The 18,021-nt window shown below is 37.6% G+C and carries 23 protein-coding genes; 18 read left to right on the top strand and 5 right to left on the bottom strand.

From position 1 onward, the window contains the following. Positions 1-101 precede the first annotated feature (101 nt). On the top strand, positions 102-1,061 hold the full coding sequence (locus MKY08_RS20795; RefSeq protein WP_069508128.1) for a proline dehydrogenase family protein: 960 nt from the start codon (positions 102-104) through the stop codon (positions 1,059-1,061). 185 nt (positions 1,062-1,246) lie between these two features. Here MKY08_RS20795 and MKY08_RS20790 read toward each other — a convergent pair whose 3' ends face one another. Further along, positions 1,247-1,630 (bottom strand): DUF805 domain-containing protein, encoded by a 384-nt coding sequence (locus tag MKY08_RS20790; RefSeq protein ID WP_024360822.1) that lies wholly within the window; start codon positions 1,628-1,630, stop codon positions 1,247-1,249. A gap of 575 nt (positions 1,631-2,205) precedes the next feature. On the opposite strand from MKY08_RS20790, the gene MKY08_RS20785 reads away from it, so the two are divergent. Next, a complete protein-coding gene (locus MKY08_RS20785; protein ID WP_038510005.1) occupies positions 2,206-2,565 on the top strand; it encodes a nuclear transport factor 2 family protein in 360 nt (119 codons plus the stop codon). A gap of 54 nt (positions 2,566-2,619) precedes the next feature. Here the strand turns inward: MKY08_RS20785 and MKY08_RS20780 are convergent, their stop codons facing one another. Continuing rightward, positions 2,620-3,075, bottom strand: a complete 456-nt coding sequence (locus tag MKY08_RS20780) for a GNAT family N-acetyltransferase (protein WP_069508126.1) — start codon at positions 3,073-3,075, stop codon at positions 2,620-2,622. 114 nt (positions 3,076-3,189) lie between these two features. Here MKY08_RS20780 and MKY08_RS20775 point away from each other — a divergent pair, with 114 nt between their 5' ends. The 12 genes from MKY08_RS20775 to MKY08_RS20720 all read left to right on the top strand — a co-directional run bounded on the left by MKY08_RS20775 (position 3,190) and on the right by MKY08_RS20720 (position 12,766). Continuing rightward, the gene (locus MKY08_RS20775) at positions 3,190-3,987 is read left to right on the top strand and encodes an alpha/beta fold hydrolase (RefSeq protein ID WP_069508124.1); all 798 of its coding nucleotides are present in this window, start codon (positions 3,190-3,192) and stop codon (positions 3,985-3,987) included. A 43-nt stretch (positions 3,988-4,030) separates the two neighbouring features. Next, a complete protein-coding gene (locus MKY08_RS20770) occupies positions 4,031-4,600 on the top strand; it encodes a nucleotidyltransferase family protein (RefSeq protein ID WP_069508122.1) in 570 nt (189 codons plus the stop codon). Positions 4,601-4,620: 20 nt separating this feature from the next. After that, on the top strand, positions 4,621-5,103 hold the full coding sequence (locus MKY08_RS20765; protein WP_069508121.1) for a DinB family protein: 483 nt from the start codon (positions 4,621-4,623) through the stop codon (positions 5,101-5,103). Continuing rightward, complete coding sequence (locus MKY08_RS20760) at positions 5,094-5,927, top strand: AraC family transcriptional regulator (RefSeq protein WP_256093094.1); 834 nt, start codon at positions 5,094-5,096, stop codon at positions 5,925-5,927. Before MKY08_RS20765 ends, MKY08_RS20760 begins: the two co-directional genes overlap by 10 nt. Positions 5,928-6,254: 327 nt before the next feature. Next, positions 6,255-7,235 (top strand): ABC transporter substrate-binding protein, encoded by a 981-nt coding sequence (locus tag MKY08_RS20755; protein ID WP_069508119.1) that lies wholly within the window; start codon positions 6,255-6,257, stop codon positions 7,233-7,235. A gap of 90 nt (positions 7,236-7,325) precedes the next feature. Further along, positions 7,326-8,333, top strand: a complete 1,008-nt coding sequence (locus MKY08_RS20750) for an iron ABC transporter permease (RefSeq protein WP_069508117.1) — start codon at positions 7,326-7,328, stop codon at positions 8,331-8,333. Further along, on the top strand, positions 8,326-9,357 hold the full coding sequence (locus tag MKY08_RS20745; protein WP_069508115.1) for an iron ABC transporter permease: 1,032 nt from the start codon (positions 8,326-8,328) through the stop codon (positions 9,355-9,357). The genes MKY08_RS20750 and MKY08_RS20745 overlap by 8 nt, the downstream gene beginning before the upstream one ends. Positions 9,358-9,386: 29 nt before the next feature. Continuing rightward, positions 9,387-10,169, top strand: coding sequence for an ABC transporter ATP-binding protein (locus tag MKY08_RS20740; protein WP_069508287.1), 783 nt, complete (start codon positions 9,387-9,389; stop codon positions 10,167-10,169). Continuing rightward, positions 10,166-10,945, top strand: coding sequence for an alpha/beta hydrolase-fold protein (locus tag MKY08_RS20735; RefSeq protein ID WP_069508113.1), 780 nt, complete (start codon positions 10,166-10,168; stop codon positions 10,943-10,945). The genes MKY08_RS20740 and MKY08_RS20735 overlap by 4 nt, the downstream gene beginning before the upstream one ends. 90 nt (positions 10,946-11,035) lie before the next feature. After that, a complete protein-coding gene (locus MKY08_RS20730) occupies positions 11,036-11,503 on the top strand; it encodes a GNAT family N-acetyltransferase (protein WP_256093093.1) in 468 nt (155 codons plus the stop codon). Positions 11,504-11,509: 6 nt separating this feature from the next. Continuing rightward, positions 11,510-12,166 carry a hypothetical protein gene (locus MKY08_RS20725; protein WP_069508111.1) on the top strand — a complete coding sequence of 219 codons (657 nt, stop codon included), beginning with the start codon at positions 11,510-11,512 and terminating at the stop codon, positions 12,164-12,166. 87 nt (positions 12,167-12,253) lie between these two features. Then, complete coding sequence (locus tag MKY08_RS20720; RefSeq protein ID WP_069508109.1) at positions 12,254-12,766, top strand: YfiT family bacillithiol transferase; 513 nt, start codon at positions 12,254-12,256, stop codon at positions 12,764-12,766. Between the two features lie 86 nt (positions 12,767-12,852). Here the strand turns inward: MKY08_RS20720 and MKY08_RS20715 are convergent, their stop codons facing one another. Both MKY08_RS20715 and MKY08_RS20710 read right to left on the bottom strand, forming a co-directional pair. Further along, on the bottom strand, positions 12,853-13,485 hold the full coding sequence (locus MKY08_RS20715; RefSeq protein ID WP_069508105.1) for an exosporium glycoprotein BclB-related protein: 633 nt from the start codon (positions 13,483-13,485) through the stop codon (positions 12,853-12,855). 306 nt (positions 13,486-13,791) lie between these two features. Next, the gene (locus tag MKY08_RS20710) at positions 13,792-14,811 is read right to left on the bottom strand and encodes a hypothetical protein (RefSeq protein ID WP_069508103.1); all 1,020 of its coding nucleotides are present in this window, start codon (positions 14,809-14,811) and stop codon (positions 13,792-13,794) included. Positions 14,812-15,033: 222 nt separating this feature from the next. Here MKY08_RS20710 and MKY08_RS20705 point away from each other — a divergent pair, with 222 nt between their 5' ends. The 4 genes from MKY08_RS20705 (at position 15,034) to MKY08_RS20690 (ending at position 17,440) form a co-directional block, all read left to right on the top strand. Beyond that, a complete protein-coding gene (locus MKY08_RS20705) occupies positions 15,034-15,672 on the top strand; it encodes a hypothetical protein (RefSeq protein ID WP_069508101.1) in 639 nt (212 codons plus the stop codon). 97 nt (positions 15,673-15,769) lie between these two features. Further along, positions 15,770-16,345, top strand: a complete 576-nt coding sequence (locus MKY08_RS20700) for a hypothetical protein (RefSeq protein ID WP_069508099.1) — start codon at positions 15,770-15,772, stop codon at positions 16,343-16,345. Then, entirely contained in the window at positions 16,338-16,640 is a 303-nt protein-coding gene (locus MKY08_RS20695) for a hypothetical protein (protein WP_069508097.1), read from the top strand. The genes MKY08_RS20700 and MKY08_RS20695 overlap by 8 nt, the downstream gene beginning before the upstream one ends. Before the next feature lie 14 nt (positions 16,641-16,654). Beyond that, a complete protein-coding gene (locus MKY08_RS20690) occupies positions 16,655-17,440 on the top strand; it encodes a hypothetical protein (RefSeq protein ID WP_069508095.1) in 786 nt (261 codons plus the stop codon). A gap of 257 nt (positions 17,441-17,697) precedes the next feature. Here MKY08_RS20690 and rpmG read toward each other — a convergent pair whose 3' ends face one another. Beyond that, the gene (gene rpmG / locus MKY08_RS20685; protein WP_004231780.1) at positions 17,698-17,847 is read right to left on the bottom strand and encodes a 50S ribosomal protein L33; all 150 of its coding nucleotides are present in this window, start codon (positions 17,845-17,847) and stop codon (positions 17,698-17,700) included. Positions 17,848-18,021: the final 174 nt, after the last annotated feature.

Raw genomic sequence — 18,021 nt, 5'->3', positions numbered from 1 at the left:
CTTTATAAAATTGGTACCGTCAAAAAGTATAATAAGTGGCTCTATTTTTACCAATATTACCATGATAGAGTAATTTTAAATAATAAACAGGAGATGAATAGATGAAAAAACCACACGAGTTAGTTATTGAAGCATTGAAGTCGGCTGCAAGAAATAATCAAATGAAAGATGCATTCCAACAATCGAAAGAGCTGTATCCATTATTGTTAAAAGCTGCAAGAAGGTATGTGGCAGGGGAAGTTAGAGCAGACGCCATTGCTGTAGCAGAAAATTTATTAGCCAAAGATTATCAAGTTTCACTGGAGTTTATAGGCGAAAATACTGTGAATCTTGAGGAATGTCAAAAGGCTATGAAGGAATTTATGTCGCTAATTGACGGAATGGGTGCGCTGTCTTTGAAGCAAACCGTATCGTTTGATTTATCGCATATAGGACTATCTATAGACAAGGAAATTGCTTATAATCACTTGCTTCAACTTGTTCAGCATGCTAATACGCATGGCATTATTTTAATGGTTAGTATGGAGGAATCTTCAAAAACGGATGCTATTCTCGACATTTATAAAAAGATAGCAGCGCAATACGACAATATCGGAATTACAGTACAAGCTCATTTATACCGCACTGAAATGGATTTACAAGAGCTTGTTCAATATCCTGGAAAGATAAGATTGGTCAAAGGGGCATTTCAAGAGCCAAGTACTATTGCAATGGAGAGGTCAGAAGCATTGAATCATCGTTATCTACAATTTATAGATCAGTTAATCAAGTGGAATCATCCTCTTTCAATAGCAACCCATGATGAAGTGCTTATACAAGAGATGGAACAACGTCACTATTTTCAACAATCAAATGTAGAAATCGAGATGCTTTATGGCATTCGTCCAGACTTAATTCAAAGTTTACAACGAAAGGGATATAACTGTAAGGTATATCTGCCATATGGGCAAGAGTGGTATTTATACTTGTGTCATCGTCTTGCTGAAAACCCAGAAAACTTATATTCTGCAGTAACAGATATGTTGAGTACATCGTTACTAGATAGCAGTGAAGGCTATTGATGAAACAAATTATTCCAGAGGGTGTTTTGAAAGTTGAAACATAGGAGAAAAGTGCATTGAATGGATGGAATTTTACAATGACGTTATAGAATAATATGTATAGTTAAACGCCCGTGCAACCGCAAGGACGCTCATATGTTCATAGAATATTATGTTTTGCAAGTATGTTTAGACTATGTAGATACTCACACACTATATGAAGAATCCGACTGTAAAGGTTTTTGGCTTGGACCCCAACGATTTGTCTGTGGCTGACTATCAAGCACTGTAAATACAAATAGTACGATTGCGCCAAAGGGGATGAAAATGATTAAAATCCATGCTCCACTGCGCCCTATATCATGAAGACGGCGGACCGTCACAGACAAACTAGGAATCATAAAGATTATTCCAAACAACGTGCTGAGTATTCCCACCTCTGGTGAAAATTTGAGATTTAGCATCTCTTCAATCATTACTATTACAAATGAAATAATAATTCCGAAAAGGTAGTACATCCAATATTCTTGTCGTCGAGCGCGACCACTAAAATTGAATGTGTTCTTCAAGGCATGTACAAACCACTTCATCAAAATGTCTCCTTACTAGAAATCTAAAATAGTTTATATTTAAGAGAGAAGGATGTATAGAGAATTTAATTGTTTCATCTAACATAGACTTTTCACTTAAGAAAGGGTTGTTGTTCCCAAAGGTTGTTAATCATTATTTTTAATGGTTGAAATTCAATAAATCAACTTCTTTCTTAATCTTAATAATGCTTGTTATGAAAAAGGTTGCATTTTTTCCTTAATATGTATTATATGTTATACTAAATACAATATAAGTCAATTAGAATAATGTTGAAGAACTACTAGAATACCATGTATCTATTACAGTAGATACATGGTTAGAAAACCGTTTCTAGTGCTCATGTTTTTCTTTGTCATATAGTAAAATGGTTATTTAGAAGTAGATGATGATAGTAAAATTGCGCTTAGACTAGTACAAGGCGAAGAGGTACATGAAAACAGAGAACGAAGAATAAAAATGAGTTTTAGTATCAACAGTAAAAAATTGGTGAATGAATAATTCTTGAACAAGTAACTACTTTGTCAGAAAACAACTCAATTATACCCTATACAACTTTGCAGAAGGAGGTATAAAAATGGGCTATCAACAAGCTTTATCACGTTATATTGATGCAACAAATACACATGATTTTAATAACGTCAAAGCATTATTACATCCACAGGCGGTTTATTGGTTTACGGATCGAACATGCACGTCGCTAGAAGAAATAGAAGCTTATTTCAAGCATGCATGGCATGTTATTCAAGATGAGGTATATCGTGCAACCAATGTACAATGGCTTACTGCTGATGAAAATGCCGCTACATGTATCTATACATACCATTATGAAGGCTATCATAATGGCACATTTGTATCAGGTAGCGGGAGAGCAACGAATGTTTTTACTGTTATGAATAATGAGTGGAAGCTTATTCACGAACATTTAAGTAGCTAAGGCGACCTTTACAATCACTTGAATTCGTAGCAATGGCAATTGCCAGCAACCTTTTTAATCTAGAGTTGCTGCATAAATGCGAGAGCTTTCTCCCCAAGGATGGTAGCCAGTGCCGATATAGGAAAAGCCATAGCGCTCATATAGACCGATATGATCCGTACAAATATAAAGCTGTGGAAAACCATGTTGCTTTGCATCCTTTTTAGCTTGCTCTAATAGTAATGCACCATAGGCATGACCACGATGGCTTTCCTCAATATACACCGCACAAACCCAAGGATATAAATCCATCCGACTTATAAAGTCATTGGTAATTAAACCAGCACAGCCGATGATTTCATCATTATTCATTAATACATACCACTGTGGGAGAGGTGCCTGTGCATCGATGCAATGGGCAATACAATCCTCATAGAGCATCATACTTTCCTCACTTGCCCATTTGCTTTGAATATATCGGATCGCCATTTCAGCATAGCTTGGCTCCTTGCGTATGGAAATAATCTTCATTTTCGCCACCCCTTTGAAAAGTTAATAGATACGGTTATTATTGTAATTAATGGAAACATCAATAAGCAATAATAAACTTGGGGAGGCTATAAACTTGCAGCAAGAAATCTATCAATGGGGACACGCCCAACATCCAACTTTGGTTTTTTTCACGGTCTTGGTAGTACGGGTCTAGCATTTGGCGAACTAGCAAATTATTTACCAGCATATCATATCGTATCATTTGATTTACCTGGACATGGGTATGCATCAGCCTTGACAGAAGAAGAGGCTTATCTCCCATCAAATGTCACAATATCAATCGACAAGATGCTAACCCAAAAGTTAGGTAATAAAAAATTTTATCTTATCGGACATTCTTTAGGTGCAGATTTAGCTTTACATTACGCAGCTACTTTTCCAGAGCAAATAGCTGGTCTTATTTTATTAGATGGTGGCTATTTAAGTTCACAAGATATGGGGATGACAGTAGAAATGGAATTGCAGAACATTGAAAGTTTCTGTAACGATGTTAGATTCTCCTCTTGGGATGAATTTTTTCAATCGGAAAAAGAGGAGCTTTCACGCTGGTCTGCTAAATTGGAAGCTGCTTCGCGTGCACAAGTAAAAGAATTGGATGGCGAAATAAGACTAGCTCTTTCTACGTTTACAGCACAATCGCTAATTAAAGGGCTTGATGCTGAACCCATTTGTCACATACTTCAGCATGTCAAGTGTCCAACTTTATTGGTAAGTGCTACAAAACCTGCTGAACTGGAACAAGTAAGAAATAAAAGTATAGCGGATTTCCAAGCAAAAGTAAGCAATGTTCAGGTAGAGCCTGTTCCGAATGCAGGGCATGATATTTTCCGCGATGCACCTGAGCAGGTAGCAGAAAAAATTACAGCATGGCTTGCTAAAAACAATGGCTAAAGAATCATCGTAGCTGTACATTTAAAATAGGGGTTTAAAATAAATGAAAAAGTTACAAACAGAACGAGATTTAATAACGTTGATTGAATCTGATGCGTGGATGATGGAAATTTTGCGTTGTGTGGAACAACAACAGTTACCAGACAGTTGGGTTTGTGCTGGCTTTATTCGTTCCAAGGTGTGGGATTATTTGCATGACTATCAAGATAGAACGCCTTTAGCTGATATTGATGTTATTTATTTTGATAAGCAACTAATTTCAGAAGAACAAGAGAAGCACTATGAACAGCATTTATTGGAACTCTTACCAAAAGAACCGTGGTCTGTGAAAAATCAGGCGAGAATGCATATCGTAAACGCTAGTGAACCCTATCAATCGTCTATTGATGGCATGGCACATTTTCCGGAAATCCCAACAGCTATTGGTGTAAGGCTTACAAAAGGTGTACTGGAATTGGCTGTACCTTATGGCATACAGCATTTACTGTCGGGTATTGTAGCACCGACCCCGTTCTTTTATAAACATACACAACTGCATGAGATTTATCAAAAGAGGATTGATAATAAACAGTGGCAATCTAACTGGCCAAAACTATTTATAACGACACGATAGGCTAAAGGGGCGAAAAGAGATTGCATCAAGAAAAAAAGCAAATACTTATGCATTATGAAAAATCTATATTGTGGTTAGAGCACCTGTTAGATGTTACGGAGCAACAGTGGCGCATGCCAATCCAGCAAGGGAAGTGGACAGTAGCGGAGGTTATTGGGCATCTCATTCCGTGGGATCAATTTATATTAAACGAACGTTTGCCCTTTTTATTTTCAAAAAATCAGCTACCAAAAGGACCAAATGTAGAACAGATGAATGCTCAAGCAGCAAGTAGTAGCCGCTTACAAAGCAAAGCGCAAATAGTGCAGACATTACTGAAGTGTCGGCGTTTACTGTTACAAGCGCTTCACGATTTACCGGATCAACAGTGGCAACAAAGTTTTAAGATTGGTTGCTCTGAACTTACACTTTACAGTTATTTTACTGGATTGGTAGAACATGATCAGCATCATTTTTTACAAGTACAAAGTGTGCTAAACATAGGTGAAAAGCAATGGACATAAATATAAATCAAATCATTGATTATTATGCACAAGCAACTGTCAATTTTATTGATATTTTTACAAATACAATGGAGCCAGGACGAAAGGATACAGGACGTACTACTGCGCCTGGGAAATGTGGTTTAGTATTCCCATTGGCTGGAAGTGCGTCTTTTAGTTTTAATGGGACACCTTATGCGATGGTGCCTGGAATGGTTGTCCATGCAGGACCACAAATGCCCATTGAAATTCAAGCGACTGGCGATAAGATATGGGAGTACGCAGTGGTTCATTATATACCATCAAAAGACATGGTGCCTTTCTCATTAGCCAATCAGCATTTCGCCATTCATACTGGAGATTATTCAAATATTATTAATCTTGTACAACAGTTAAAAGAAAGCTATGCCATGCCAGGTAGTATGGCGATTTTGAAATCCAAGGCAATATTTATGAATTTAGTGGAAGCTATATTAATTTCAGCAAAGATGAAGATTCTTGATTCGGCAAATGAAATGATGGAGCAAGTCGTTCAATACATACACGAGTACTATGCGAGACCACTATCGGTATCGAATATTGCGCAAGCATTCGGTGTCGAGCGTCGAAGATTAGCTTATCTATTTGAACAACATACGGGCATGAATCCCAGTAGCTATTTAACAGAATACCGTATACGACGGGCAAAAGACTTGCTAAGATATTGCAATTTTACAGTGGCTGAAATTGCTGAATGTGTAGGCTATGTTGATAGCTTTTATTTTAGCCGGGTATTTAAAAAAACCACGGGCATGTCTCCAACAGCCTTTCGAAAATTAATGATGGAAGAAGCCAAATATGTATAAAGCAGACGGGGAAAATCGCCAATAAATGTTTCTGAATCGCCAATAAAAGCCCGTGAATCGCCAGTACACCCGCGGACAACAGAAGTGTTAGATTGATTGCAGTCAATCTAACACTTTTTCTCTTTTAGTGCAGGCTTTTTGATATATATTTTCGGCAAAAGTCCATATAGAAAATGAAATTGTCCATTCACAACTATTTTTCTCTTTGGTAGGATAGAACACGTAAATGATAATGACTATCAATTAATTGGAGGATAGCTATTGACTTATTAATGAAAATGATTATCATTATCATTGTTAGATGACCATGATGAGGAGAGATTTAATGTGAATAAATATATCAAAATGTGTGCACCTGCACTTTTAGTACTGTCCCTTGCTGCCTGTAATACCGATAAATCGGCAGAGTCTACAGCAGTAAAAAATGAAGCGGCTACAAGTTCCATAGAAACACAAACAGAACAAGCAACAACACAAAACATTACATATTTAGGCGAAACATATGAACTACCAGCAAAGGTAAAAAACATTGTAGCGGCAAGTTTAGAATCTATGGAAGATGCTGTAATGCTCGGTATTAAACCAGTGGGTGTACTCGAGATTGGTGGCAAAATTCCATCTTATCTTACAAAAGAATTAGAAGGAGCCCAACTAGTAGGCAATAAAATGGAGCCAAATGCGGAGGCAATTTTAGCGCTGGATCCCGACGTAATTATCGGAACGTCCAAATTCCCTGAAGAAACGGCTGAAAAGCTCAATAAAATTCAAACAATGATTCCTTACTCGCATATTTCAACAAATTGGAAGGAAAACTTAACATTGCTCGCACAGCTTACTGGGAAAGAAGAGGATGCTAAAAAAATCATTGCAGACTATGAAGGGAAGGTTGCCGATGCTCAAGTGAAATCTAAAGAGCAACTGGCAGACAAACAGGTGTTAATTGTTCGTTTGCGTGGTGGCGTTATGTATATCTATCCTGCGGGTGTTTACTTAAATCCTGTGCTTTATGAAGACTTAGGAGCACCAGTTCCAAATGTTTTATCAACGACGAAGGCACAAGCGGAACTGTCACTTGAAACGTTAGCGGACATCAACCCAGATGCAATTTTCCTGCAATTTGAGGAATCTGAAAATACAGACGCTCCGAAAGCATTAGAAGAATTGCAAAAAAACCCAATCTTTGCAAGCTTAAAGGCAACTAAAAATGAACAAATTTTTGTTAATGCGATCGAGCCTCTAGCTCAAGGTGGTACTGCTTGGTCTAAAGTGAAATTCCTAGACGCTGCAATGGAGAAATTACTTAAATAGATGAAATAGGCTGGTAGTAGAATTGGTGGAATCACCGTGCTATTACCAGCCTTTTATAAGATAAAGAATAAATAGAAAAAGGTGTAGCAATTGAAAAAAACAAACATAGTATCGTTCTCTATATTGGTAGCTTCACCTTTCCTCATTGCGATTGTGGCTTTAATTGCTGTTATGTACGGGACCAAAGATATTAGTGTCTTAACTGTGTGGCAAGCCATCACAGTATTTGACCCTGCAAATATTGACCACCAAATTATAAGGACTAGCCGTATTCCTAGAATTTGTGCCGTATTGCTAGTAGGTGCATTTTTAGCAGTAGCGGGTGCAGTTATGCAAGGTATCACTCGAAACTATTTAGCATCGCCATCCTTAATGGGTGTTAATGATGGTTCAGCCTTTGTCATTACATTAGCTATTGTATTCTTTCCTGGACTCCCAAACTATCAAATGATATTGCTATCTATGCTCGGCTCAGCATTAGGTGCTGGCATCGTTTTCGGCTTCGGTTCCCTTATTCGAAATGGGCTGTCGCCCGTTCGATTAGCTATTATAGGGACGGTTATTGGGACATTTTTAAGTAGTATCGCGACAGCCGTTGCGATGTATTTCCAAGTATCACAAACGGTTAGCGCTTGGTATAACACAAAAGTACATACAGTCGACAATAGTATGCTCATACTATCCGTTCCTTTTGGCTTAATTGGTCTAATGTTGGCGTTATTTTCAGCAAGGGCCATTACAATTACCGCATTAGGTGATGATATTGCTATAGGTCTCGGACAAAAAACAAAAGCAGTAAAAATGGTCAGTATGCTTGCCGTCGTATGTTTAACAGGAACTGCGGTTGCCCTTGTAGGAAAAATCGCTTTCGTAGGGCTAGTTATCCCACATATTACACGCTTTCTTGTTGGCGTGGATTACCGTTTTATTATTCCGTGTGCAGCGGTAATAGGTGCATTTTTCTTAGCACTTTGCGATGTGCTTAGTCGTTATGTCAATTACCCATTTGAAACGCCCATTGGTGTATTAACTGCACTGGTCGGTGTCCCATTCTTCTTATATTTAGTTCGTAAGCACGGAGGTGAAAAGCATGCATAATAGAGCTTCCCGTGTAGTAATTACGGTCGTCACTATACTTCTTTTAGTAATGTTAGGGGCAAGCTATCTCCATATAACAAATGGTGTTTTTGATATGTCTGTAATGGATGTTCTAAAAACACTCTTGCGAATTGAACCCAACCCGAAATTTGATCTTGTTATTTTTGAATTTCGTCTCCCACGAATAGTCATCGCGGCACTTGTAGGGGTAGGGCTAGGAATGGCGGGAGTCGTGTTACAGGGCATTACACGCAATGGCTTAGCAGACCCTGGAATTTTAGGCATTAATGCTGGAGCGGGTGCAGCGGTTGTTATTTTTATGTTTTTCTTTCAGTTCCGTGTGGTCACAGCGGATATCAGTAGCTGGTTATCCATTTTAATGATGCCGATTTTTGGTTTTGTTGGTGGTACGATGGCCGCGGCTTTAATTTTCTCCTTTGCGATGAAAAATGGTCATTTAGATATGCAACGATTGATTTTAACAGGGATTGCTATTAATAGTGGTTTTGGCGCGTTATCGCTGTTTCTATCTTTGAAAATGAATGCACAAGATTATGAGTCGGCTGCCGTTTGGATGGCTGGTTCTATCTACAATGCCAATTGGATTTTTGTCATCTCTATGTTGCCTTGGCTCCTATTGCTAGGTTTTTATGTCTATCGGAAATCGTATTTACTCGATTATTTTCAATTGGAAGAAGACAGTATTACGAGCTTAGGCATAGCGTTGGAAAAGGAAAAAATGAAGTTATTATTGGCGAGTGTTGGCTTAGTGAGTGCCTGTGTATCCGTTTCGGGGAGTATTGGCTTTATTGGGCTAATGGCGCCACATATTGCCAAACAACTTGTCGGTATTCAACATCGTTATGTTATGCCGGTAAGTGCTCTTATAGGGGCTTGTTTATTAGTGATAGCAGACTTTATTGGTAAAACGGTGTTTGCACCTTCAGAGTTGGCTGTAGGTATTGTTGTATCCATTATTGGCATACCTTACTTTTTGTATTTGTTAGTAAAGTCAAAAGCTTAGGGGGAAATCGTGTGCAAATTGCATTCAGAATGGAAAATTTATCTTCTGGTTATGAGCATGTTCGTGTATTCGAAGGGTTGAATTTAACGATAGAAGAGGGCAAAGTGACAACGATTATAGGACCAAATGGTTGTGGCAAATCAACTTTATTGAAAACAATTGGACGCATTTTAAAAAAGCAACAGGGAACCGTTTATTTGCAGGAGCAAAATATGCAAAATTTATCGACCAAAGAAATTGCGAAAAAGTTAGCGATATTATCCCAGACACCGATTGCACCAGGACAGTTAAAGGTAGAGGAGCTAATTGCATACGGTCGTTATCCACATCGTCATAATGTCAATCGTTTAACGAAGAAGGATGAAAAAATGATTGAGTGGGCCTTAACAGTTACAAATACATTGGAGTATCGCAGTCGGGAATTAGCACAACTTTCAGGAGGGCAGCGACAGCGTGTTTGGTTAGCAATGGCCTTGGCGCAAGAAACGAGTATTTTGTTGCTAGACGAACCCACGACTTATTTGGATATGGCACATCAGCTAGAAGTGCTTGATATCGTAAAAGATTTAAATGAACAACATGGCTGTACGATTGTGATGGTTTTACATGATATTAACCATGCAGCGCGATATTCAGACCATTTAATCGCCATGCGTCAAGGTGCTGTAGTGGAAACGGGTACTCCACAGGAAATTTTATGCGCGGATGTGATGCGCAAAGTGTTTAATATTTCCGCGAGAATTATGGAAGATCCTGCAACAAACACCCCTGTATGCTATGGCTATGATGTGTTAAAGGAGGGAGACAAATGACTGTTGGACAAGTAGGCAATGTATCTGACTTTTTTTGCTATGAAATGACTTCGATGTTTGCAGACTATACGTACTCGATAAATGTTTATGTACCTCAAGGGGAAGCTCCGAAAGAAGGATTTCCTGTTATATATGTATTAGATGGCTCGTCATATTTCCAGTACGTAAAGGAAGCCGTACGCCTACAAAGTCGTAATGCGCTCAAAACAGGGGTATTACCTGCCATTGTTGTCGGTATTGGCCATCGTGCTGATATGCATGAACGCCGTTTCTACGACTTTACAGCACCTGCCGAAACGTATAGTTATCCTGCGAGATTTAAAGGCAAAGGCTATCATCAGCATGGAGGGGCAGAAAACTTTAGCCGCTTTTTACAGGAGGAATTAAAGCCGCAACTGTATGCACAATTCCATGTAAATAAACAGCAACAAACCATATTTGGACATTCGTTAGCAGGTTATTTTGCACTATGGCAATTATTAAATGATAAAGATCGTTTCCAACATTATATCGCTATTAGCCCTTCAATCTGGTGGAATGAACATGAATTGTTTGGTAGAGTAAAGGCTTTTATCGAAGCACACCAACATGTGAAGGAAACAATCTTTATCGGCGTGGGAGAACTAGAAACGTTTATGGTAGAAGACGCGCGACAAATGGCTGAACAGCTGGAGCAAGTAATGGACATAGTTTTTTATGAGGCATTGAGCGAAAATCATGCGTCTGTGGTCCCTACTGTCATGAGTAGAGCAATACGTTATGTGTATAAAAATTAATTTTGCAACCGCATTATCTTAGGTAATGCGGTTTACTTTTGGATAAAAATACAATAATATGTATTTAAAATCAAAAAAGGTGTGATTTAAGTGGGTGTTATTTTAGCAGATAGTCAACATGCACACATAGTGCATAAGGTCATGATGCAAGCTTTTAAAGAATATGAACATGCAACACCGCCATCTAGTGCATTAGGTGAAACAGTTGATTCAATTGAACAGGCGCTAAATAATGGCGAGCAAGCATTTATTAGTTATATGGAAAATGAACCTGTCGCTATGGTCCGATTTACGTTGAATGATGAGGGTATTTATTTCTTCCGATTATCGGTGATTCCAGAAAAGCAAGGGCTAGGATTGGCCAAGACATTGATAGCTGAAGTAGAAAATTATGCACGTGCTCAAGGCAAAAGTGTAAGCGAATGTAAAGTCCGTATGAGTGTACCACGTAATATTGAATTATATCGTTCATTGGGATATGTTATTACGAAAGAAACGATGGCAGAAAATCTTAATGGTATTTCGCTTCCTGTTGTAACAATGGAGAAGACACTATAGGGGGGCATGTATTTGAAAAAAAGAATAGGCTGTTTGCATGCACATCATTCAAATATAGACTACATAGAGCAAGCATTTAATGGTTTTCAAGAGATAGAGCTAGTGCACTTTGTTGACCCGGGACTCATTCAGCATGTGACAAAGGGTACTGATCATTTGTCCTTAAAGGTAAAAGAACAATTGGAGTGGATAGCAAGCTGTAATGTCGATGTCATTTTGATTACATGTACAAATTACATTGCATTGTTAAAGGAACAACAGCTGTCATTGTCTATACCGATTATAAAAATAGATGAACCTTTCTTTCAAACGATTTGTGAAGAGACGCAACCCCAAACAATCCTTTTTACAAACCCTGCAACGGTAGATGGAACGATGGAGAGACTTTACCAATATGCGAAGCTCCATAAGAAGACCATCAATGTACAGGTGAAGGTAATAGACAATACATTTGATCTGATTATGCAAGGAAATAAGGCAGCGTATAACAATGCTATTATCCAATATTTCCGGGAAATAATGAGTGATGAGTTGCAAATTGCTGTTGCCCAGCTTTCGATGGTGGAGGCTGCGCAACAATTTGAAGAGGAGTTCGGTGTAGCGATTACACATCCATTACTATCGTTAGTGGAATTTGGGGGAATCGTTGATAAAAAAGTGTAATCGCCGATAAAAATTAAAATGAAAATGAAATGAAACTTTTACATTGGTAGTATAATGAATTTAGAAATAGAAACGGGGGCGAGCTAAATGAACGATTTACGATATCCAATTGGACAATTTCGATTTCCGGAAGTAGTGACCGCACAGCATGTACAGAAATGGATTGATGATATCCGTTTATTGCCGAGGCAATTAGCGGAAGCATTAAGTGGAGCAAGTGAACAATCATTAGCAAAATCCTATCGAGAGAACGGTTGGACAGTCACACAATTAGTCCATCATCTAGCGGATAGTCATATGAATAGTTTTATTCGCTTTAAGTTAGCTTTAACTGAAGATACACCGACAATTAAGCCCTATAATGAAGAACATTGGGCAATGCTCCCTGATTCAGATATGCCAGTTGCGACTTCCTACAAGTTGCTAGAAAGTTTACACGAACGGTGGGTCTATTTGCTGACAAGTTTAACCGATGAACAATTACAAAGTGCATTTCACCATCCAGACAACGGGTTCATGACGCTTGAAAAAGCACTCGCTATGTACGCTTGGCATGGGAAGCATCATCTTGCTCATATACACAATGCACTTGCAAAATAGATAAAAATAGGCGACTTTTTCTCACGTTTGAGAGAAAGTCGCCTCTTAATTTATTTGTTAATGCATGCTACTAAACATGTGTCAAATTATACAATTGTAATACCTGCACTTGCAGTACCAGTAAGTACTTGAGCAACAGCTACACCAGTTGTAGTAATGGAGTACACCATTACTAGTTTGTCACCAGCAGAAACTGCTACAGGTGCAAAACTGCCTGAACCAAACGCTGTAGCACCTAGTGCTATTGCTCCTGTAAATGCTGGAGCTAAGTTAACTGTAGCATCTGTAGCAGTATAAGTCGTACTTCCAGCAGGTGCACGATAGATTGTCGCAGTAACTGTAGTAGAGCCCACTAGAGCAATGGCAACTGTAGCAGAGAATGATGCAGATAAACCTGTAATACTACCTGCACGTGGTACTGTAAATGCCTCTGTTACAACGCCTGATAAGTCAAGTGTATTACCTACAAGCGTTACACCAGGAACTGCAGTACCGAATCCGATAAGAGATGGTGTAGCGATTAGCCCAGTAGCTAAAGAAGTTAACACAACAGATGTAATCCCAGAAGAGAATGGAATAATGGAACCGCCTGTAGCTGGTTGTGATGGTGTGATACATGCAGCATCAACCGCTAAAAATGGACCTAATGCATTACATTCCATACTGCCTCTAGATGAGCAACCACATCCGCTATTAGACATAGGATCATTTAAGAACATATTTACACCTCCTTTCTTCATTATTCTATTCATAGAGGAATAGAGTAAAAGGGCTATTAACTACATACATAAAGCTATTTTTATCTTCATTAAAAACTAAAGAAAGGTTATATGGTGTAACATGAAAGTCTATCGTCTATTTGATAAATGTCACAGCTAAAAATACGCAATCATCAATGTAAATGAGGGGAATGTGGACATGAAAAAGTCCAATAGGTATTGTGAATACTTATTGGACCGTTTCATATAGGAATTGTAATGGCTATTTTCATGGTATTGAATGGTTTTTCCTCCGAGGCGTTCAAACTAATTACGTCTACGAAATAGATTGAAAAATAAAGAATTTTTTTCTTTTTTCTGGTCTACTTCTATGACTTCTTCTATTGCTTCTTCTACCATTACCTTTTCAACAATTTCTAGTTGGTTGCTAGCTTCTTCATTCTTTGCTATAAGCGGCGTATGTTCTTCTATAACTAAATCATGGTTGTCGAATGTTTCAGCTTCAGTAGTAGGCACGGTTGGAGTATCTAACGTTGCCTGAACTAATGAAGAAGATTCTGTTAGCACCAAGTCGTTAGCTATTGGCGCTGTTAAACTATTTGTTTCTAAGATGCTTACAGGGACCCCCTGTGTATCTGCTGCATTTTTAAAGTGAAACGTCGATTCTGCGGTAGTGTTTCTATATAAACCGTTATAAATATGACTTGGATGGGTATTAATTGATTGAAAATAATGCTGGTTGAAATGACGTTCTTCATGTTTCTTATCGGGATTAGGATTAGGATTAGGTGGAAGATGTATGCCGGTGTTTATATTTGTTGCTTTGCCAGCCAAACTTTGAAGAAATTGATAAGTTGGTTCGGTTGTAGGTAATGATGGTTGTACAGCTGTTTGAGCAATTTCTTCTAAAAGCTTTTTTGTAGGGTTGGCAATATTTTTTAATGAGCTTTCATCAACATTCGTAAAATGATTATCTGTTGGCGTGGGTACTACATGGTTATCAACCGTTATTATTTTATTTAATACGGCTAAAATTTCCTGATTCATTTCTTCTATTGTTTGATTAAGGGATTGTATTTGAATTGAAAGCTGCTTTACTTGTTCCTCGTATTCTTTAATTTGTAAGCTTTGTTTATCATCAATTGTTTCAGTTAAGCCCTCTATATGGGCGATTTGCGTTTTCAGCTCCTCAAACTCATTCTTCACGAATAAATAATCTTCAATTGAAGTACCCGCTTTTAAAGTAGTTAACGTTTCTCTATAGGCATCAATTTTTTCTTTCAATTTTTCAATGTCTTGAGTGGAGTACAACTTCGAATCTTCCATTGCATTTCACCCCTTTCAGTCCATTAGTATTTTATTAAAAAACTTTACTTTCTGTTACAAAACCATGTAATCAGCCGTGAAGAAAGCAAAGTACTCTATTCACTACATGACAACACATCTCTTGAATAAATATCCTGTAAATTATTTGTTAGCCCATGCACTTAACGCTAAAAAACATATGATACAAACGAAAGATAAAAAACTTATGGAGGTGTCAAAAGGATGCAAGATAATATGCCATCCCAGGCGCGCGAACTAATTTGTATAAATGTCGATAAGGTATATGACTGGATCGTAAAGGAATTATCATTTGATATTTCCCCAACAGGCGAAATTTATTTCCCAGGTGTAACACCGCAAACAAATTTACAAGGTGCAACTGTTACATGTAAAGTAACGCCAGCTGCAACAAACCCAATCGTGATTTTAAGTCGTGAGAACCGTCAATTCTCAATTGATGGATCAACAGTTTGTTTGCAACACTTAAATATTCAAAAGAACTTTGTTCTGACGATTATTGTTACTTTACCAAATGGAACAATGTTCACAAGTCGTGAGATTCCTGTATCGCGTTGTGAGCAAGTTACACTATGTGCACCTAAAGGGACAGATGTTGAAATTCTTTATACAGATTTAGATTGCTTCGTGTGCACAACAGGTACGCTTACTGCTGGTACTGGAACAATTACATTTTCTGCGTTAACAATTACAGTAGCAGTATGTCAAAGTATTCAGTCTACATTCCCAGTTACTGTAGAGTTTTTAGCAAATTTCTGCGAACCAAGAGCGGATTTACCATTCTCATGTCCAACTGCAGTTCGTCCAAAGCAATGTTCCGTTATTTTCCCAACGATGGGGTAATGGTGCTAACACATAAGAAGTTGTCATAACATAAAGAGAGGATTATCCTCTCTTTTTTATTTTGGTTACTTATTATATAGGCGAGGGGGCCATAATTATGAGTATTCATAAAGAGTCTGTGCAAGAAAAAATAAAGAAGCTGAAAGAACAAACAGCATTCTATGTCGATGAAATGAAAAGACTGGTGGAAGAGCTCGACCCAAGAAAGGAAGTAAGTATCGTTAGTTATTTTACAACGTCACTAAATATTTCATATGATGCTGACCAAGAAAGCCTATGTCTCGGCTCTTATCATATTCGCAATATCGGTAATCAACCACTAACAAACCCGTATATTTGTATAAAGCTACCTGAAGATTCCCCTTTTTTGTTCTCAGGAAGATATGTTTATGAGCATTTTAATCAAAATTTAAAAGTCTCTGGTAGCTGGGAACGAATACATGATACCTCTAACAATACAGAATTTTGGCTTAAACCATTAGGGAAAACAACAATTGAGCCAAATGAGACGATTTCATTTACTAATTTCCAAATTAAATGGTCCCATAATTTATCCTATGCTGGTACAATCACGGGATTTACATATTGTGATGAGCTACAAGAAGGAGTCTTAGTGCTAAATCCTATTAATCTTAATGGAATCGGCAGTGTAAAGGAGGGGCAAGATGAGTGAATTAGAGGAACAAAAACTAGAGGTAGGTTTTGAGCAAATCGTGCGTCAATATATGAAGGATCAGCTTATAAATGTCTCAGACTTTAAAAAGGAGGAAGATAATAGTTTTGCTTTTCTAGAAAAAAGCACATTGCAACTATTGCTTGCCTCCTTGCTATCCGGAAACAAGGGAGTACCAGCAGAGAATGGCGGTGGGCAATTTGAATTGAGTATTGTAAAACAGCTAGATGAATTGATTGAGGAAACGAAAGTACAGTTTGAGGAAATAATGAATCTTTTGAAAAAGTTATCGTGATAGGAGGTACTAACGTGGATAATCAAAGCGTTAAAAATAACGATCCTATACAGCTACAGCAAATGATTATTTTTTTAAGAGCAGAGCTTGCGAAATATAAAAATGAAATAAATCGACTTAGAGATAGCGATTATTATTCACTCGTACTAAGACTTGAGCGAGAAAATGTCCGACTGACAAGGCAAAATAAAGAACTTTCAATGGATCGTATGAAATTGAAGAGAACGTTTGAAAAGGAGTCAAAGGCCTATGAAGAAGATAGACAAAAAAGAGAGATTCAACGACAAAAACATATTGCCTCGATAGAACTACTATTAAAAGAAATAGAGCGCTTACGTACAGAAAATAAACAGTTACAGTATACAAGTAAGCAGGCCCATCAGGATATAGCAGTAGATGATAAGCGTGCTATAGAGAATCTTGAAATACAGTTAAGTACATTTACGAAAGAACTCAATGCAAAAGTGAATTCGATAATGGATACTTTACAGCAAGATGACACAAATAATGTCTATGATTATTTAGTTAAAGAACTAGCAGAGAGAAACGATGAAATCCATAAATTGTCCATAGAGTTAATGGAAATAAAAAATAGAAACACAAGTGCTGAAGCCGTATCGAATGAAAAAGCCACTGTAAGTACAATGCAACTATCAGAGTTAAACGCTAAGATTGAGAAAATAATAGCTCAATCAATTGATTTTGAAGAGCAACTAGACAAGAAAGTACGTATACTGGATGACTTAGAGCAACAATTAAACCAACTTGTTATAGAAATCAATGCCAATCAATCGATGTAAAATAGGTGCTGGCATCATTTAAGTGGTTTATATGTGGAATAAGGATGGATGAATCCTCCTATGTAAAATCAAAAAAGATAGGGCTCACTAATAGTTGATTATGGAGGACATAGAAGTGCTGCTCAAAATGCTCAAATGGAAGCCGCAACTAACGTGAACCAGCGAGTTGCGGCTTATCGTGTGCCTGCGTACAAACATCATGGCACAGCCTTAAGCTATTTTTTTCTATAAATGTTACGCAAAATTAAGCGCTGTTATTATTTTGTTTCTCGGTGTAATGTAACACGCTTCAAACGGGGTGAATATTTCTTTAACTCCAGTCTTTCAGGATTATTTCGTTTGTTTTTCGTTGTAATGTAATTTTTATCTCCTGTTTCAGTGCAGGCTAAAGTAACTTGAACACGCATCTTATCGACTCCTTTTAAATCGTAATTATTACGCTTTAGATAATATAATGTTTACATTCCATTGTCAATGTTTTGCGTTACAAAAAGTTATGCATTGCATTTTTATATTTTTTATGATTAAATTACAAACTATAAATAGTAATGATTACGATTTATATTGATGGAGGTTGTAAA

Origin of the sequence: Lysinibacillus sp. FSL M8-0337 (assembly GCF_038593855.1) — a bacterium.
GTDB lineage: Bacteria > Bacillota > Bacilli > Bacillales_A > Planococcaceae > Lysinibacillus > Lysinibacillus sphaericus_D.
Note: the sequence above shows the minus strand (reverse complement) of the source record. Positions and strands in the feature narration are given on the sequence as shown.

Coding starts and splice junctions, on each gene's coding strand:
- MKY08_RS20715 (WP_069508105.1), bottom strand. CDS start 13,485: ATGTTCTTAAATGATCCTATGTCTAATAGCGGATGTGGTTGCTCATCT.
- MKY08_RS20760 (WP_256093094.1), top strand. CDS start 5,094: ATGGACATAAATATAAATCAAATCATTGATTATTATGCACAAGCAACT.
- rpmG (WP_004231780.1), bottom strand. CDS start 17,847: ATGCGTGTTCAAGTTACTTTAGCCTGCACTGAAACAGGAGATAAAAAT.
- MKY08_RS20705 (WP_069508101.1), top strand. CDS start 15,034: ATGCAAGATAATATGCCATCCCAGGCGCGCGAACTAATTTGTATAAAT.
- MKY08_RS20770 (WP_069508122.1), top strand. CDS start 4,031: ATGAAAAAGTTACAAACAGAACGAGATTTAATAACGTTGATTGAATCT.
- MKY08_RS20795 (WP_069508128.1), top strand. CDS start 102: ATGAAAAAACCACACGAGTTAGTTATTGAAGCATTGAAGTCGGCTGCA.
- MKY08_RS20725 (WP_069508111.1), top strand. CDS start 11,510: ATGTATTTGAAAAAAAGAATAGGCTGTTTGCATGCACATCATTCAAAT.
- MKY08_RS20710 (WP_069508103.1), bottom strand. CDS start 14,811: ATGGAAGATTCGAAGTTGTACTCCACTCAAGACATTGAAAAATTGAAA.
- MKY08_RS20720 (WP_069508109.1), top strand. CDS start 12,254: ATGAACGATTTACGATATCCAATTGGACAATTTCGATTTCCGGAAGTA.
- MKY08_RS20745 (WP_069508115.1), top strand. CDS start 8,326: ATGCATAATAGAGCTTCCCGTGTAGTAATTACGGTCGTCACTATACTT.
- MKY08_RS20740 (WP_069508287.1), top strand. CDS start 9,387: ATGGAAAATTTATCTTCTGGTTATGAGCATGTTCGTGTATTCGAAGGG.
- MKY08_RS20785 (WP_038510005.1), top strand. CDS start 2,206: ATGGGCTATCAACAAGCTTTATCACGTTATATTGATGCAACAAATACA.
- MKY08_RS20695 (WP_069508097.1), top strand. CDS start 16,338: ATGAGTGAATTAGAGGAACAAAAACTAGAGGTAGGTTTTGAGCAAATC.
- MKY08_RS20780 (WP_069508126.1), bottom strand. CDS start 3,075: ATGAAGATTATTTCCATACGCAAGGAGCCAAGCTATGCTGAAATGGCG.
- MKY08_RS20735 (WP_069508113.1), top strand. CDS start 10,166: ATGACTGTTGGACAAGTAGGCAATGTATCTGACTTTTTTTGCTATGAA.
- MKY08_RS20790 (WP_024360822.1), bottom strand. CDS start 1,630: ATGAAGTGGTTTGTACATGCCTTGAAGAACACATTCAATTTTAGTGGT.
- MKY08_RS20775 (WP_069508124.1), top strand. CDS start 3,190: ATGGGGACACGCCCAACATCCAACTTTGGTTTTTTTCACGGTCTTGGT.
- MKY08_RS20700 (WP_069508099.1), top strand. CDS start 15,770: ATGAGTATTCATAAAGAGTCTGTGCAAGAAAAAATAAAGAAGCTGAAA.